This is a genomic window from Caenimonas sp. SL110, assembly GCF_001044395.1.
Classification (GTDB): domain Bacteria; phylum Pseudomonadota; class Gammaproteobacteria; order Burkholderiales; family Burkholderiaceae_C; genus Ramlibacter.
Genome location: NZ_JANU01000042.1, coordinates 72,885 through 86,237 on the forward strand (window position 1 = coordinate 72,885; position 13,353 = coordinate 86,237).

Genomic DNA, 13,353 nt, shown 5'->3' on the forward strand with positions numbered 1-13,353 from the left:
CCTCAGCGGCTCTCGCGGCCGGGCTTGTCCCACGAAGCGGCGGCGCGCATCAGGCGGTCGAGATCGCGCTTGATGTTCTTGGCTGACACTGCTTCGGCCTCGGATGCGGGCAAGGCCGGGAAGCGCATCATCCAGTTGCCGATGGGGTCGACCAGGTAGAGATGATCTTCAAGGCGGGAGCCAGCAGCCGGTGCAAGCCATTGGCCCAGCTGCGCGGGATCGACACGCAAGATGGTTGCCTGCCCTTGCGTCAATGCAGGCAAGAGCGCGGGCTTGACCTGCGCCTGGTCAGTCACGAACCACACCCAGTCGAGCCGCTCCTTGTCCTTGCCCAGGCCCTCGCGCAGCTGGCGCTGCAGGTAGAGATGGCGCTCGCAGGCGGACTCGCACGCTCCACCGGAAACGCTGATGAGCAGCCATTGACCACGCAGCTGCGGCAGCTGCAGCGGCTTGCCGTCCAGTGAGTTCGCAGCGATTGCCGGGAGCGGCTTTTGCGGATCGATCAGATCGCCATGATTGCGACGGCCCTCGGGCCGGATGACGTAATACGTGAAGTACGAGGCCACCACCGGCGCAGCACACACGGCCAGCACCATCAGCATCTTGAGGCGGCCGATAGCGGTGCGGCGGCTGTCCCCTTCGGCCGCGTCCTGGGGGCGCGGAATGGAGTGCACGGTGAGGCCAAGCGGCTCGTCATGCATGGTGGCTCTGGCCGGCTGGGCGTTGCCGGCGGCGGGGGGCGATGAACTGGAACCAGGCATAGAGGATTGCGATCACGAGCGCGAGCGCCCACCACTGGAAAAGATAGCCGTAATGTTTTTCGACACCGGTGGCCGGCTGCGGCCAATTGCGCAGCAGGCCTTCGGAGGCATCACCCAATTGCTGCACGGTCAGGTCGGGCAGATCCAACCCTGTTTCCGAACGGAACAGGGCCAGGTCGAGATTTTGCCGGATGGCGCCCTTGGGCGCTCCGTCGAATTCATATAGCTTGGCTGGCGGCGGGGCCACACGGCCCCGGACCTCGACGAGGCCCGCCGGCGTCTCGACGGGCGGCAACTGGGTACGGTCCATGAAGTTGCGCTGCGCCCAGCCGCGCTCGACCAGCACGGCCTTGCCGCTGCCTTCCAGCTGGAGCGGCGTCAGCACATAGAAACCCGGCTTGCCCTGCATCTGGCGGTTGTCGAGAAACACTGTTAACGCGGGAAGCCAGGACCCGCGCAGCACGATGGGGCGGTGGACAACTTCGGCCAGTGGGCGCTCCAGGGCCTGCGCGGTCAAAGGCGGCATTGCGCGACGTCCGTCGATGGCGGCCTGCAGCGCCAGCTTGTCGTTGGCACGGCCGAGTTGCCAGAAACCCAGCGCGGCGGTGACCGCGATGCCGATCAGTGCGGCTGCAGTTATGACCCAGAAACGCCCCCCGGGTGGTGTCCGGTCTTTGCTCACGGGATAATCCTGCCCATGAAATACCTGGTGCTCGCAGCGTTTGTCCTCATCATCGGCAGCCTGGCTTCCGCGCTCTTTTTCATGATGCGCGACGGCCAGGACGGCAAACCCAAGACGAGCAACATGGCTCGCGCGCTCGCGTTCCGTGTCGGGTTCTCCATCCTGCTGTTCATCTGCATCCTCATCGCCTGGAAATTCGGCTACATACAGCCGACGGGCATACCGGTCGGCAAGTAACGACTTTCGGCTGGCCCGCAAGGACAAAGGGCCGCTTGCGCGGCCCTGTTGCTGGAATCATTTCCCGACCTAGAGCCAGTAAACGAGGGTGTAGAGGCCCAGCCAGACCACGTCCACAAAGTGCCAGTACCAGGCGGCGCCTTCAAACCCGAAATGCTTGTCGGCCGTGAAGTGACCCTTCATCAGGCGCAGCGTGATGAACAGCAGCATCAGCATGCCGATGAGCACGTGGAAGCCGTGGAATCCCGTCAGCATGAAGAAGGTCGAGCCATACGCGCCAGACGTGAGCTTGAGGTTCATGCCGGTGTACGCGTGGTAGTACTCGTAGCCCTGAACCGCAACGAAAGTCGCGCCCAGTGCCACGGTGATCCACATCCACATGATGGTGGGACCACGCTTGCCGTCGCGCAGCAGGTGATGCGCAATGGTCAAGGTCACACCGGAAGTCAGGAGCAGCGCCGTGTTGATCGTCGGCAGCCAGAACGGCGTCATGGTCTCGAAGGGCTCGATGATGCCGCCCGGCGAAGCCGTCGAGCCTGGGGCCACCGTCGGCCAGACAGCCTTGAAGTCAGGCCAGATCAGCGCGTTGTCGAGGCCCCCGAGCGCAGGAACCGAATGGGAACGCATCCACCACAGGGCGGTGAAGAACGCGCCGAAGAACATCACTTCAGAGAAGATGAACCAGCTCATGCTCCAGCGGAACGAGAGGTCGATCTTGTGGCCGTACAGGTGTCCTTCACTCTCGCCGATCGCCTCGCTGAACCACTGGTAGAGCACGTAGAACAGCCAGAGGAAGCCGAAGTACATGATCCACTTGGCCCAGTCGGCGCCGTTGATCCACTGGCCCGCGCCGAACATGATGCAAAGCAGGCCAAACGACGCCATCACCGGGTGGCGCGATGGCGCGGGAACGAAGTAATGGGGCGTTGTGCCGGGTGCGGTATTGCTCATCTCAACTCCTGATTTTCCGTATTCTCTGTTGTCTGTGTGCCAGGGCGAACCGGGTCAAACGACCCAATTCACCAACGCGATCAATCCGCCCACGAAGATGCCGACCCCGACCAACGCAACCAAAATGATGTGCAGCGGATTGAGCTTGCCCAGGTCATTGCGGTAGTCGCTGTTCTTGCGGATGCCCAGGAACGCCCAGGCAACGGCTTTGGCGGTATGCAAAACACTCATATCGGCGCCGGCGGCGTCTTGCCGCCTACTTCGAAGAATGTGTAGGAGAGCGTGATCGTCGTGACGTCTTTCGACAGCTTGGGATCGATCACGAACGCCACCGGCCATTCCTTGCGCTCCCCGGGCTCCAGCGTGTACTGCTGGAAGCAGAAGCACTGCACCTTGTTGAAGTGCGCGGCGGCCTGATTGGGCGCGTAGCTGGGAATGGCCTGCGCCGACATGCGACGGTTCTGGACATTCCTGAATTCGTACATGACCGTCGTGAGTTCGCCAGGATGCACCTGCACCGAGCTGCTCGCCGGCTTGAACTCCCATGGACCGCGCACATTCGCGTCGAATTCCACGGTAATGGTTCGGGTCTTGTCGACCTGTGTATTGGCCACGTCGACGTTGCGTCCTGCCGAGCCGCCGCCCGGCACCTGCTTTTCAGAAAGCGACAGGATATTGATTCCCGTCATTTCGCAGATGTGCTTGTAGATCGGGATCAGCGCGTACCCGAACGCAAACATGCCGACCGTGATCACGGCCAGCTTGCCCACCATCCGGAGATTCTCGCGGCGATTCGTCATGTGATTTCGGTTTGCCGGGTCAGTGCGAAAGCAGGACCATCTTGGCCATGAATCCAAAGAAGAACACAGCCACCACCGACGCCAGGATCAGTCCCAGCCGGCGGTTGCTCTTTTTCTGCTCTTGAGGCGTCATGGACAAGTTTCCCGCAGTTGCATCAGTGGGCGTGGGTGCCGGGTGTCACGTGTTCGACACGCTCGGGCATCACGCGTGCATCCAGCACCTTGGTCGCCGTGGGGTCCAGGCGGGGAGGCGTCTCGAAGGTGTGGAAAGGAGCCGGTGACGGCACTTCCCATTCCAGGCCTTCCGCGCCCTTGCCGTCCGCGTCGTTCCATGGACGCTGCGGGGCGGTTGCGCCCTTGCCGCGCATCATGGGCAGCACGACCCAGAAGAAGAAGTACACCTGTGCCAGGCCGAAAGCAAAACCGCCCAGCGAAGCCACCATGTTGAAGTCCGCGAACTGCATCGGATAGTCGGCGTAGCGGCGCGGCATACCGGCCAGCCCCAGGAAGTGCATCGGGAAGAAGGTGATGTTGAAAGCGATCAGCGACCACCAGAAGTGGATCTTGCCGCGCGTCTCGCTGTACATCACGCCCGTCCACTTCGGAGCCCAGAAGTAGAAACCGGAGAACATGGCGTAGAGCGATCCGGCCACCAGCACGTAGTGGAAGTGCGCCACCACGTAATAGGTGTCCTGCAGCAGCAGGTCAATCGGGGCCATGGCCAGGATGAGGCCGGTGAAGCCGCCCATCGTGAACACGAAGATGAAGCCAACCGCGAACAGCATGGGCGTCTCGAACGTCATCGAGCCCTGCCACATCGTTGCAATCCAGTTGAAGATCTTCACCGCTGTGGGCACCGCGATCAGCATGGTGGCGTACATGAAGAAGAGCTGGCCGGTCACCGGCATGCCGGTCGTGAACATGTGGTGCGCCCACACGATGAACGACAGGATGGCGATGGACGACGTGGCGTACACCATCGATGCGTAGCCGAACAGGCGCTTGCGTGCGAATGCGGGGACCACGTGGCTGATGATGCCGAAGGCCGGCAAGATCATGATGTAGACCTCGGGGTGACCGAAGAACCAGAAGATGTGCTGGTACATCACCGGGTCACCGCCGCCTGCGGGGTTGAAGAACACCGTGCCGAAGTGGCGGTCGGTCAGCGTCATGGTGATGGCGCCTGCCAGCACGGGCATCACGGCAATCAGCAGGTAAGCGGTGATGAGCCAGGTCCAGCAGAACATCGGCATCTTCATCAACGACATGCCGGGAGCGCGCATGTTGAGGATGGTGACGATGATGTTGATCGAGCCCATGATCGACGAAGCACCCAGGACGTGCATCGCGAAGATACCGGCGTCCATGGAGGGACCCATCTGGAGCGTGAGCGGTGCGTAGAGCGTCCAGCCTGCAGCGGGTGCGCCGCCAGGCATGAAGAACGAACCGACGAGCATGACGCCAGCCGGGATCAGCAGCCAGAAGCTGAAGTTGTTCATCCGCGCGAACGCCATGTCAGGCGCTCCGATCTGCAGCGGAATCATCCAGTTCGCGAAGCCCACGAAGGCCGGCATGATGGCGCCGAACACCATGATGAGGCCGTGCATGGTGGTGAGCTGGTTGAACAGTTCGGGGTTGATCAGCTGCAGGCCGGGCTGGAACAGCTCGACGCGGATCAGCATGGCCAGAAGCCCGCCAAACATCAGCATGAAGAACGAGAACAGCAGGTAGAGCGTACCGATGTCCTTGTGGTTGGTCGCATAGACCCAACGGCGCCAGCCTGTCGGCGCGTGGTGGGCATCGTGATCGTGGTGATCGTCGTGGGCAGGATGTTCGAGAACGGCGCTCATCTTGGATTCCTAGTCGATTCTTTGCGGGTCACTTGCCGCGCTGGGCCAAAATTTCGGACGGCTGCACGAGCTGGCCGGTCTTGTTGGACCAATTGTTCTTGGTGTAGGTGATGACTGCTGCGATATCCGTATCGGACAGTTGCTTCCATGCAGGCATTGCACCCTTGCCATTGAGCAGCATCTGGATTTGCTGGTTCTTGTCCGCATCGAGCACGATCGCCGAACCGTCAAGCGCCTTGATCGGGCCTGCGCCCTTGCCATTGGCCTGGTGGCAGGCCGCGCAGTTCGCTGCGTAGACCTTCTCGCCGCGTTGCGAGATATCGGCCTGCGTCCAGACCTTGGCCGGATCGTCCAGCTTCGCGGCCATCAGCTTCTTCTGGCCATCGACCCAGGCGGTGTATTCAGCCGTGGAAACCACTTTGACATGGATCGGCATGTAGGCGTGTTCCTTGCCGCACAACTCGTAGCACTGGCCGTAGAAATCGCCCGTCTTTTCGCTGCGAAACCAGGTGTCGCGAACGAAGCCGGGGATCGCATCCTGCTTGACGCCGAATGCGGGCACGCCCCAGGCGTGGATCACGTCGTTGGCGGTGGTGATGATGCGAATCTTCTTGCCGACGGGCACGACCAGCGGGTTGTCGACCTTGAGCAGGTAGTTGTCGGGCACGTCGCCACGGGCGCCATCGTTGGACATTTCGCGGTGGGTGCTGTCGAGCGTGGCAAGGAACGCAATGCCTTCGCCTTCGCCCTTGAGGTAGTCGTAGCCCCACTTCCACTGGTAACCGGTTGCCTTGATGGTCAATTCGGCGTTCGTCGTGTCCTTGGACGCCACCAGCACCTTGGTGGCCGGAAGTGCCATGCCGATGACGATGAGGAAGGGGACGATGGTCCAGATCACTTCGACGGTGACGGACTCGTGGAAGTTGGCCGGTTTGTGGCCCACCGACTTGCGGTGCTTCCAGATCGAATAGAACATGACCGCGAAGACCGCGATGAAGATCACGATGCAGGTGATCAGCATGAACCAGTGCAGCCAGGCCTGTTCTTCAGCGATGCGCGTGACCGCCGGATGCAGGTTGAGCTGCCGCACGGCCGGGCCGCCCGGCAGGTCATTGACTGCGTGTGCCGCAGTGCCCAGCGCGCCGAGTGCTACCGCCGACGCCACGGCCGGTGCTTTGTGCAGCAGCGAAGCAAACTTGTTGGAAATGCTCATCATGGTTTTTAACTAGCTAAAGCCTTTAATCAAACCTACGCACCACGGTCCCGTGCACCGCAGCCCTATGCACCGCGGCCCTATACACCGCGAAGGGCCCTGCGGATTTCCCTCGCCAGCGCCGGACGCAGCTCAGGCCGCACATAGCGCCCCACATTCACCCTCCGTCCCTGCCCCGACAACTCGATCAGCGACCGGTCGTCGGCACTGGGCTCAACCCGCACCCAGTCGCGGTTGAATTCAGCTCGCTCCAGGTGGCCGGCGTTTTCCAGCTCCACCACCAATTGCCTGCCCTTCAGCGATATCCGCTCGCCATCGCCTGCGTGGCGAGCGTAGATCATGAAGGCGAATCCGACAGCTGCCAATTCGATCCATGCAAACGGCAACACAAGCGGCGCGCCCTGGAACCAGAAAAAAACCCCGATTCCAAGCGAGACAACGCACAGCGACGCGTAAAGCCAACCCAGCTGGGCCGGCGTTACCGAGCAGTTGCGCTTCAGGAACCAGATGATGTTCTGGTCCTGGACAGTGGCGAAATGAAACACAGGGTTCGACACGGGTGACGCTCAAAAATCAACCCGGCATTGTAGCGCGGCTTCTTTTTGCACCCCGCAGAGGCCGGGGCCATTGCTACACCTCATGACGGTGTGCGCCCACCGCGCAGGAGCGTTCGCATGTCCTGCAGCGACACCGAGCTGCTTTCGCTCATGCGAACCCTGGGCGCCGGCTTGAAGGCGTGGCCATAGATGATCTCGAAGATCAGGGCGAGACGGCCGTCCGCACCGGTGAGCGCTGCGGCGAGTTCGTGCTCCAGCCGCAACCGGAATGCGCGCCCGCGCAACGCGCCAAAGCGGTGCGGATGCAGGTTCGCGCCCAGTTCGCGCAGTTCCTGCAGCAGCCGCGCGGGTGTCTCCCAGGTGAGCGTGATGCGCTCCATGTCCATGACAGGCTCGGCAAATCCGGCATGGACCAGCATGTCGCCCCAATCGTGCATGTCGGTGAAGTCATGCGCTGGCGGTGGCCATCCCAGCGCCCGATAGACCGCGCGCAGCTCACGCAGGCTGTCCGGTCCCAGGCACGAAAACATCAGGAATCCGTCGGTTGCGACTGCGCGATGCCACTGTCCGATCAGCGCCTGAGGTTGCGCCGACATGTGCAGCGCCATGTTCGCCCAGAGCATCTGGACGCCCGAATCCGGCAAGGTGCCGATGCTCAAGGCTGGCGCACCCATGCGCCGCCACCACGGCCTGGACAGTTGCTGCGCTGCGACACCCGCGCGCACCGGCTGCATTTCGTGGACGAAGCACCTGGCCTGCGGGTAACGCTGCTGGACCAGCGCGTGCGCCTCCATGCCGCCTCGCACCGGCTCCCAGTCGGCCCAGGCCCCAGGCCGCAGCTTGATCCATTCCAGCCGTTCCTGCATCCGGCGACCTACTTCTTCGTGCAGCCACGGCGAGCGAGCCGGCGCAGCGCGATGCCAGTGGTCGGCGGCGGCCGGGTCTATGGTGGGCGGGCGGTCTTCGGTCATGGGGCACAGCAGTGCGAACGAGTATATTGACCCGATGCTCGGCCGATTGACCCAAGGGCTTGCTTCCCGCCTGCCGGGCCAATGTGCGGTATGCCGCCGCTGGCCCGCGCAGCCCGTTTGCGAGCCGTGCGTGTCGCGGTTCGCGCAGCCGGCGGCACGCTGCCGTCGCTGCGCCCTGCCGGTCCAGGGCGGGATCGCCGAATGCGGCCGCTGCGTCGCATCGGCCCCGCCGCTCGATGCATGCCATGCGGCGGTGTCGTACGACTACCCGTGGTCGTCGCTCATCACGCAATTCAAGTTCAACGGCCAGGCAGGATGGGCCCAACCCTTTGGCGTGCTGATGCGAAGCGCCCCCTGGATGGAGCCCGCACTCGATTCGGCGGACGTGGTGGTACCCATGCCGCTGTCGGATGAACGGCTTGCAGAACGCGGCTTCAACCAGGCCTTGCTGCTCGCACGCGAACTCGCGCCTGCGAAGACCTGGCCGGACTTGCTGCTCAGGATTCGCCACACCACACCGCAAGCGGCGCTCAACCGGCAGGGCCGGCTTGCCAATGTCCTGGATGCTTTCGCCGTCGATCCTTTGCGAACGGGCGATGTGCGCGGCAAACGCATCGCACTGATCGACGATGTGATGACGAGTGGCGCTTCCCTGTTTGCCGCAGCGCTCGCATTGCGCCAGGCCGGCGCTGTCCACATCGCGGCGCTGGTATTCGCCCGCACCGATGAGTCAGCCTGACCTCATATTCCCCAGATTCCCATGTTCCCATGTTCCCATGTTCCATATCGTCCTGGTCAACCCCGAAATCCCTCCCAACACCGGCAACATCATCCGGCTCGCGGCCAACACAGGCTGCACCCTCGACCTGATCGAGCCGCTTGGTTTTTCGATGGAGGACCGGCTCATGCGACGCGCCGGGCTGGACTATCACGAGTACGCACAAGGGCGAAAGCACGCGAGCTGGGATGCATTCATCGCAGCACACGCGCCTGAACCGGCGCGCATGTTCGCGCTCACCACACGCGGCACGCGAATCGTTCACGACACGGCATTCCAGCCGGGCGACTGGTTCGTCTTCGGTTCAGAGACAAGCGGACTGCCGCCTGCGCTGCGCGATTCATTTGACGATGCACAGCGACTGAAGTTGCCGATGCGAGAAGGCCAGCGAAGCCTCAACCTGTCGAACGCGGTCGCGGTGACGGTGTTCGAGGCGTGGCGGCAAAACGGATTCGCCAGCGGATGACGTAAATGCGTGATTCGTGATGGAAGTCCGGATGCACATCTCGTTACCAGCGAAGTGACATCCAGTGGGGGTGATGCCTGCGTAAAGGAATCACTTCAACCCAAAAGGAACTTCATCATGAACACCACCCGCCAACTCGCTATCGCCGCCTTCGCCGCCTTTGCAGGATTCGCCACGGCACCGGCCATGGCCGACGAAGCCGACGCATCCCAATTCGCGCATCCCTCGACGGTTGTGCGCGCAGTCGCCGACGTCAAGGCCGAAGCGCGCAATCCCGTTCGCATCACCAATGGCGGCACCGGGTTCATCGGCGTCATGCAATCGGCAGTCGATCCCGTGGCCGTCAAGACCGAGGGCGTGAAATCTGCCCGCAACGGCCAGACGGCGCGCGGCGAATTCGGCCCGATGTAAATACCTGCTCAGGGATAGCGCCGGGTCAGCGATTCGGCGATGCATGCCGGCTTGTCGCTGCCCTCGCGCTCCACGGTGACGAGCCATGTCATCTGCATGCCGCCGTTATCGATGGCATCGCAAGCCAGCAGCTTCATGTGGCCGCGCAGCCGGCTGCCCACCGGCACCGGCGACGTGAAGCGAACCTTGTTCAGTCCGTAGTTCACGCCCATGCGCGTCTCGCGAATTTCCATCGAGGTTTCAAAGAACTTCGGAATCAGTGACAGCGTGAGAAACCCGTGCGCGATCGGCCCGCCGAAAGGCCCGGCCTTTGCGCGTTCGACGTCCACGTGAATCCATTGATGGTCACCGGTTGCCTGCGCGAACAGGTTGACCTGCTCCTGCGTGATGGTGACCCAGTCGCTCACGGCGACGTCCTGGCCGACCAGGGTGGTGAGTTCGGCAAGATTCTGGAATGACTTCATCCCTGCAATGTAGCAAGCCGCACGCTCGCTACTTGTCCAGCCAGCGACAGATGCCTTCCCACTGCTGCAGGTCGCGCTCGACACGACCGGCGGCTACATCAAACAGCGTCAGGCCCCGCGCCGCCAGGTGGATGTAGTTCTGCGTATGCCGCAAATAGCCAAGCACGGGCAGCCCCAGGCTGTCGACGAACTCGTGCAGTTTGTCGGCGGCGATGGTGCGCGGATCAACCCGCATCCCTACGATGCCCACCTGCATCTTGCCCGCCTTGCGATGCTCGGCAAGGTCGTCGAGAAATTGCCGGGTCGCAAAGATGTCGAACACGCTCGGCTGCAGCGGCACCACAACCTTGTCAGCGAGCGCCAGCGCACTGTGGAACAGCTTGCCCTGCATGCCGGCCGGCGTGTCCAGCACCACGTGCGTCGTGCCCTTGGGCGGCTTTGCAATGTGCGAGTCGCCCGCCTCCCAGGTCGAGATCGGCCGGGCCCCTGGCGGTCGCAACTTCAGCCAGAGCGCGGACGACTGCTGGCGATCGGCATCACCGAGCATGACGGCGTGGCCCTTCGACGCGAAGTAGCCCGCGATGTTGGTAGCCATCGTCGACTTTCCGACACCGCCCTTGGGATTGGCAACGACCACGACAGGCATTGAGCTCTCCTCGATTCGCGGCTTGTGCAGATGGATGACCCGCGATGCGCTATGTTAACGACATGGATCAGTTGACAACACAGGCAGCCAGCGCACACATCGTTGTGCTGGCTGCGCACCCGAACTGGCGCGAGTCGCGCGTGAACCGCCGCCTGTTCGAAGCGGCGCGTACCATGAGCGCGGCAATCGAGGTTCGCGACCTTTACTCGACCTACCCCGATTACGACATCGACGTCACCGCCGAAAAGCGCGCCGTTGCCGGCGCCAGCCTCATCGTGCTGCTGCATCCGGTGCAGTGGTATTCGATGCCCGCCCTGCTCAAGCTCTGGCTGGACGAAGTGCTCACTTACGGCTGGGCCTATGGTCCGGGCGGACAGGCACTGCAAGGCAAGGACCTCTGGCTGGTGGCGACCACCGGCGGTCCCGAGCATTCGTACCACCCGCAAAGCTACAACCGCTACTTCTTCGACGCTTTCCTGCCGCCCTATGAGCAGACCGCCGCCCTGTGCGGCATGCGGTTCCTGCCGCCGCTCCTGCTGCACGGCGCCCGCAGCGCCAGCGAAGACGCCGTGAAGCAGCACGTGGACGTCTTCAGCGAGCGGCTGCGAAGCTACCCGGACTGGCCGGAAATGGATGACATCGAGAGTTGTCCCGCGTGCGCAGTGCCCACGACCGACCGACCGCACAAAACGCCCGAGTGAACATGGAACACGCCCCCTCCTGGCTCATCAACAGCCTGATCTACCTGAGCGCAGCCGTCATCGCCGTGCCGGTGTCGCGTGCACTCGGCCTAGGCTCGATCATCGGCTACCTCGCCGCTGGCATCGCCATCGGGCCCTGGGGGCTGGGCCTGGTGAAGAACGTGCAGGACATCCTGCACTTCGCTGAATTCGGCGTCGTCCTGATGCTGTTCCTGGTCGGGCTGGAGCTGGAGCCCCGGCGCCTGTGGAACCTGCGCCGGCCGATCTTCGGCTGGGGCAGCGCGCAGGTGCTGGGCTGCGCGGCCCTGCTGGGTGCCGCGGCCATGATGGCTGGCGTGCCATGGCGCATCGCGGTTGTGGCCGCTCTGGGACTGGCGTTGTCCTCCACCGCCATCGCACTGCAGGTCATGGGCGAGCGCAACATGCTGCCTACCTCCAGCGGCCAGGCGGGCTTCTCGATCCTGCTGTTCCAGGACGTGGCCGCAATTCCCATCCTGGCCTTGCTGCCGCTGCTCGCCACTGCGCCGCAAGCCAACGGCGCGCCAGCCAGCGTCTGGTTCGAGGCGGGCCGCATCGTCGTCGTCGTGGGCGGCATCATCCTGGGTGGCCGGCTGTTGCTCAGGCCACTGCTGCGCTGGATCGCCAAGAGCAACACGCCGGAGATCTTCACGGCGGCCGCATTGCTGCTGGTGGTGGCGATCGCTGCGCTGATGCAGCTGGTGGGCCTGTCGATGGCGCTGGGCGCTTTTCTCGCGGGCGTGCTGCTGGCAGAAAGCGAATACCGGCGCGAACTCGAAACCGACATCGAGCCTTTCAAGGGCCTGTTGCTGGGCCTGTTCTTCATCGCGGTGGGCATGAGCATCGACTTCGGCGTGCTCGCAAAATCACCCGGCCTGATGGCCCTCATCGTCATTGGTTTTCTGGCGATCAAGGCGGCGGTGATCTACGGCCTGGCGCGCGCCATGGACCTGCCCCTGCAGGAGCGCCCGGTCTTCACGCTGCTGCTGGCGCAAGGCGGTGAATTCGCGTTCGTCGTCTTCCAGACCGCCACCGGCGCACAGGTGATTTCACCGTCGGTTTCTTCGCTGCTGATCGGCGCGGTCGCCGTCTCGATGCTGGTGAGCCCTCTGCTCCTTGTGGCCGTCGACAAGCTGCTGCTGCCGCGCTGGGCCAACTGCAACACGCCGCAGCTCCAGGAGATCAGCGAACAGCAGGACAAGCCGGTCATCATCGCGGGCTTCGGCCGCTACGGCCAGATCATCGGGCGCATGCTGGCCATGCAGGGCATAGGCGCCACGGTGCTGGACCACGACGCCGACATGATCGAAGCCGCGCGGTCATTCGGCTACAAGGTCTTCTACGGCGATGCGACGCGCCTGGACCTGCTGCGCACGGCAGGCGCATCGACAGCAAAAATCCTGGTCGTCGCGGTGGATGACACCCGGCAGTCGCTGGCCATCGTGGACCTCGCGCGCGAGCACTTCCCGCACCTGGAACTGGTCGCGCGGGCCAGGGACGTGACCCACTGGAACGAGTTGCGCGATCGCGGCATCCTGCGCGTGGAACGCGAAGTGTTCGAGGCCAGCCTGCGCAGCGGCCGCACGGTGCTCGAAGTGCTGGGCTTCACGCCACATGAAGCCCGCAATCAGGCGATGCGGTTTCGCCGGCACAACATCGACCTGTTCGAGCAGATGTACCCGCACCACCTGGACCGCGCAAAAGTCATCGCAGTCGCCAAGCAGGGCCGCCGCCAGCTCGAAGAGCAGATGGCGCAGGAGCGCGCCGAGAACGAACGGCGACGGGCCGAGACGCAGGCGCGCCCTCCCGGCTGGGGCGATTGACCGGGCATCCCGCCAAAACACCTA

The 13,353-nt window shown here is 63.4% G+C and carries 18 protein-coding genes; 6 read left to right on the plus strand and 12 right to left on the minus strand.

Annotated features, from left to right (window positions below; genetic code table 11):
* Positions 1-2: 2 nt before the first annotated feature.
* Both AQ12_RS18375 and AQ12_RS18380 read right to left on the minus strand, forming a co-directional pair.
* Positions 3-701, minus strand: a complete 699-nt coding sequence (locus tag AQ12_RS18375; RefSeq protein ID WP_152682852.1) for a hypothetical protein — start codon at positions 699-701, stop codon at positions 3-5.
* Complete coding sequence (locus AQ12_RS18380) at positions 694-1,443, minus strand: SURF1 family protein (RefSeq protein WP_048441413.1); 750 nt, start codon at positions 1,441-1,443, stop codon at positions 694-696. Before AQ12_RS18380 ends, AQ12_RS18375 begins: the two co-directional genes overlap by 8 nt.
* A 15-nt stretch (positions 1,444-1,458) precedes the next feature.
* Between AQ12_RS18380 and AQ12_RS18385 the strand changes: the two genes are divergently transcribed.
* Positions 1,459-1,680: a twin transmembrane helix small protein gene (locus AQ12_RS18385; protein ID WP_048441414.1), complete on the plus strand. Its 222-nt coding sequence runs from the start codon at positions 1,459-1,461 to the stop codon at positions 1,678-1,680.
* Positions 1,681-1,749: 69 nt separating this feature from the next.
* Here AQ12_RS18385 and AQ12_RS18390 read toward each other — a convergent pair whose 3' ends face one another.
* From AQ12_RS18390 to AQ12_RS18420, 8 genes are all read right to left on the minus strand, one after another.
* The gene (locus AQ12_RS18390; protein WP_048441415.1) at positions 1,750-2,631 is read right to left on the minus strand and encodes a cytochrome c oxidase subunit 3; all 882 of its coding nucleotides are present in this window, start codon (positions 2,629-2,631) and stop codon (positions 1,750-1,752) included.
* 54 nt (positions 2,632-2,685) lie between these two features.
* Entirely contained in the window at positions 2,686-2,862 is a 177-nt protein-coding gene (locus AQ12_RS22540) for a DUF2970 domain-containing protein (RefSeq protein ID WP_048441416.1), read from the minus strand.
* Entirely contained in the window at positions 2,859-3,431 is a 573-nt protein-coding gene (locus AQ12_RS18400) for a cytochrome c oxidase assembly protein (protein WP_048441417.1), read from the minus strand. The genes AQ12_RS22540 and AQ12_RS18400 overlap by 4 nt, the downstream gene beginning before the upstream one ends.
* A 19-nt stretch (positions 3,432-3,450) precedes the next feature.
* Entirely contained in the window at positions 3,451-3,564 is a 114-nt protein-coding gene (locus AQ12_RS23360) for a cytochrome oxidase small assembly protein (RefSeq protein WP_238587762.1), read from the minus strand.
* A 22-nt stretch (positions 3,565-3,586) separates the two neighbouring features.
* Entirely contained in the window at positions 3,587-5,281 is a 1,695-nt protein-coding gene (gene ctaD, locus AQ12_RS18405) for a cytochrome c oxidase subunit I (RefSeq protein ID WP_048441418.1), read from the minus strand.
* A gap of 28 nt (positions 5,282-5,309) precedes the next feature.
* Entirely contained in the window at positions 5,310-6,497 is a 1,188-nt protein-coding gene (gene coxB, locus AQ12_RS18410; RefSeq protein ID WP_048441419.1) for a cytochrome c oxidase subunit II, read from the minus strand.
* A gap of 77 nt (positions 6,498-6,574) precedes the next feature.
* Complete coding sequence (locus tag AQ12_RS18415) at positions 6,575-7,051, minus strand: DUF2244 domain-containing protein (protein WP_048441420.1); 477 nt, start codon at positions 7,049-7,051, stop codon at positions 6,575-6,577.
* 80 nt (positions 7,052-7,131) lie between these two features.
* Entirely contained in the window at positions 7,132-8,022 is an 891-nt protein-coding gene (locus AQ12_RS18420; RefSeq protein WP_048441421.1) for a hypothetical protein, read from the minus strand.
* Between the two features lie 34 nt (positions 8,023-8,056).
* On the opposite strand from AQ12_RS18420, the gene AQ12_RS18425 reads away from it, so the two are divergent.
* From AQ12_RS18425 to AQ12_RS23365, 3 genes are all read left to right on the plus strand, one after another.
* Positions 8,057-8,761, plus strand: coding sequence for a ComF family protein (locus AQ12_RS18425; RefSeq protein WP_048441422.1), 705 nt, complete (start codon positions 8,057-8,059; stop codon positions 8,759-8,761).
* 37 nt (positions 8,762-8,798) lie between these two features.
* Positions 8,799-9,266: a tRNA (cytidine(34)-2'-O)-methyltransferase gene (locus AQ12_RS18430; RefSeq protein WP_048441423.1), complete on the plus strand. Its 468-nt coding sequence runs from the start codon at positions 8,799-8,801 to the stop codon at positions 9,264-9,266.
* A gap of 117 nt (positions 9,267-9,383) precedes the next feature.
* A complete protein-coding gene (locus AQ12_RS23365; protein WP_053076794.1) occupies positions 9,384-9,677 on the plus strand; it encodes a hypothetical protein in 294 nt (97 codons plus the stop codon).
* A gap of 8 nt (positions 9,678-9,685) precedes the next feature.
* Here the strand turns inward: AQ12_RS23365 and AQ12_RS18440 are convergent, their stop codons facing one another.
* A complete protein-coding gene (locus tag AQ12_RS18440) occupies positions 9,686-10,141 on the minus strand; it encodes a MaoC family dehydratase (RefSeq protein WP_048441424.1) in 456 nt (151 codons plus the stop codon).
* 28 nt (positions 10,142-10,169) lie between these two features.
* Positions 10,170-10,787 (minus strand): ParA family protein, encoded by a 618-nt coding sequence (locus AQ12_RS18445; RefSeq protein ID WP_048441425.1) that lies wholly within the window; start codon positions 10,785-10,787, stop codon positions 10,170-10,172.
* A 62-nt stretch (positions 10,788-10,849) separates the two neighbouring features.
* Between AQ12_RS18445 and AQ12_RS18450 the strand changes: the two genes are divergently transcribed.
* Both AQ12_RS18450 and kefC read left to right on the plus strand, forming a co-directional pair.
* Positions 10,850-11,488, plus strand: a complete 639-nt coding sequence (locus AQ12_RS18450) for an NAD(P)H-dependent oxidoreductase (protein ID WP_053076804.1) — start codon at positions 10,850-10,852, stop codon at positions 11,486-11,488.
* 2 nt (positions 11,489-11,490) lie between these two features.
* The gene (gene kefC, locus AQ12_RS18455) at positions 11,491-13,329 is read left to right on the plus strand and encodes a glutathione-regulated potassium-efflux system protein KefC (RefSeq protein WP_048441426.1); all 1,839 of its coding nucleotides are present in this window, start codon (positions 11,491-11,493) and stop codon (positions 13,327-13,329) included.
* Positions 13,330-13,353: the final 24 nt, after the last annotated feature.

Bases quoted from the DNA above. Each gene is read 5' to 3' on its own strand.
- AQ12_RS23365 (WP_053076794.1), top strand. From the start codon at position 9,384: ATGAACACCACCCGCCAACTCGCTATCGCCGCCTTCGCCGCCTTTGCA.
- AQ12_RS18390 (WP_048441415.1), bottom strand. From the start codon at position 2,631: ATGAGCAATACCGCACCCGGCACAACGCCCCATTACTTCGTTCCCGCG.
- coxB (WP_048441419.1), bottom strand. From the start codon at position 6,497: ATGATGAGCATTTCCAACAAGTTTGCTTCGCTGCTGCACAAAGCACCG.
- AQ12_RS18400 (WP_048441417.1), bottom strand. From the start codon at position 3,431: ATGACGAATCGCCGCGAGAATCTCCGGATGGTGGGCAAGCTGGCCGTG.
- AQ12_RS18450 (WP_053076804.1), top strand. From the start codon at position 10,850: ATGGATCAGTTGACAACACAGGCAGCCAGCGCACACATCGTTGTGCTG.
- AQ12_RS22540 (WP_048441416.1), bottom strand. From the start codon at position 2,862: ATGAGTGTTTTGCATACCGCCAAAGCCGTTGCCTGGGCGTTCCTGGGC.
- AQ12_RS18420 (WP_048441421.1), bottom strand. From the start codon at position 8,022: ATGACCGAAGACCGCCCGCCCACCATAGACCCGGCCGCCGCCGACCAC.
- AQ12_RS18445 (WP_048441425.1), bottom strand. From the start codon at position 10,787: ATGCCTGTCGTGGTCGTTGCCAATCCCAAGGGCGGTGTCGGAAAGTCG.
- AQ12_RS23360 (WP_238587762.1), bottom strand. From the start codon at position 3,564: ATGACGCCTCAAGAGCAGAAAAAGAGCAACCGCCGGCTGGGACTGATC.
- ctaD (WP_048441418.1), bottom strand. From the start codon at position 5,281: ATGAGCGCCGTTCTCGAACATCCTGCCCACGACGATCACCACGATCAC.
- kefC (WP_048441426.1), top strand. From the start codon at position 11,491: ATGGAACACGCCCCCTCCTGGCTCATCAACAGCCTGATCTACCTGAGC.
- AQ12_RS18425 (WP_048441422.1), top strand. From the start codon at position 8,057: ATGCTCGGCCGATTGACCCAAGGGCTTGCTTCCCGCCTGCCGGGCCAA.
- AQ12_RS18375 (WP_152682852.1), bottom strand. From the start codon at position 701: ATGCATGACGAGCCGCTTGGCCTCACCGTGCACTCCATTCCGCGCCCC.
- AQ12_RS18430 (WP_048441423.1), top strand. From the start codon at position 8,799: ATGTTCCATATCGTCCTGGTCAACCCCGAAATCCCTCCCAACACCGGC.
- AQ12_RS18440 (WP_048441424.1), bottom strand. From the start codon at position 10,141: ATGAAGTCATTCCAGAATCTTGCCGAACTCACCACCCTGGTCGGCCAG.
- AQ12_RS18385 (WP_048441414.1), top strand. From the start codon at position 1,459: ATGAAATACCTGGTGCTCGCAGCGTTTGTCCTCATCATCGGCAGCCTG.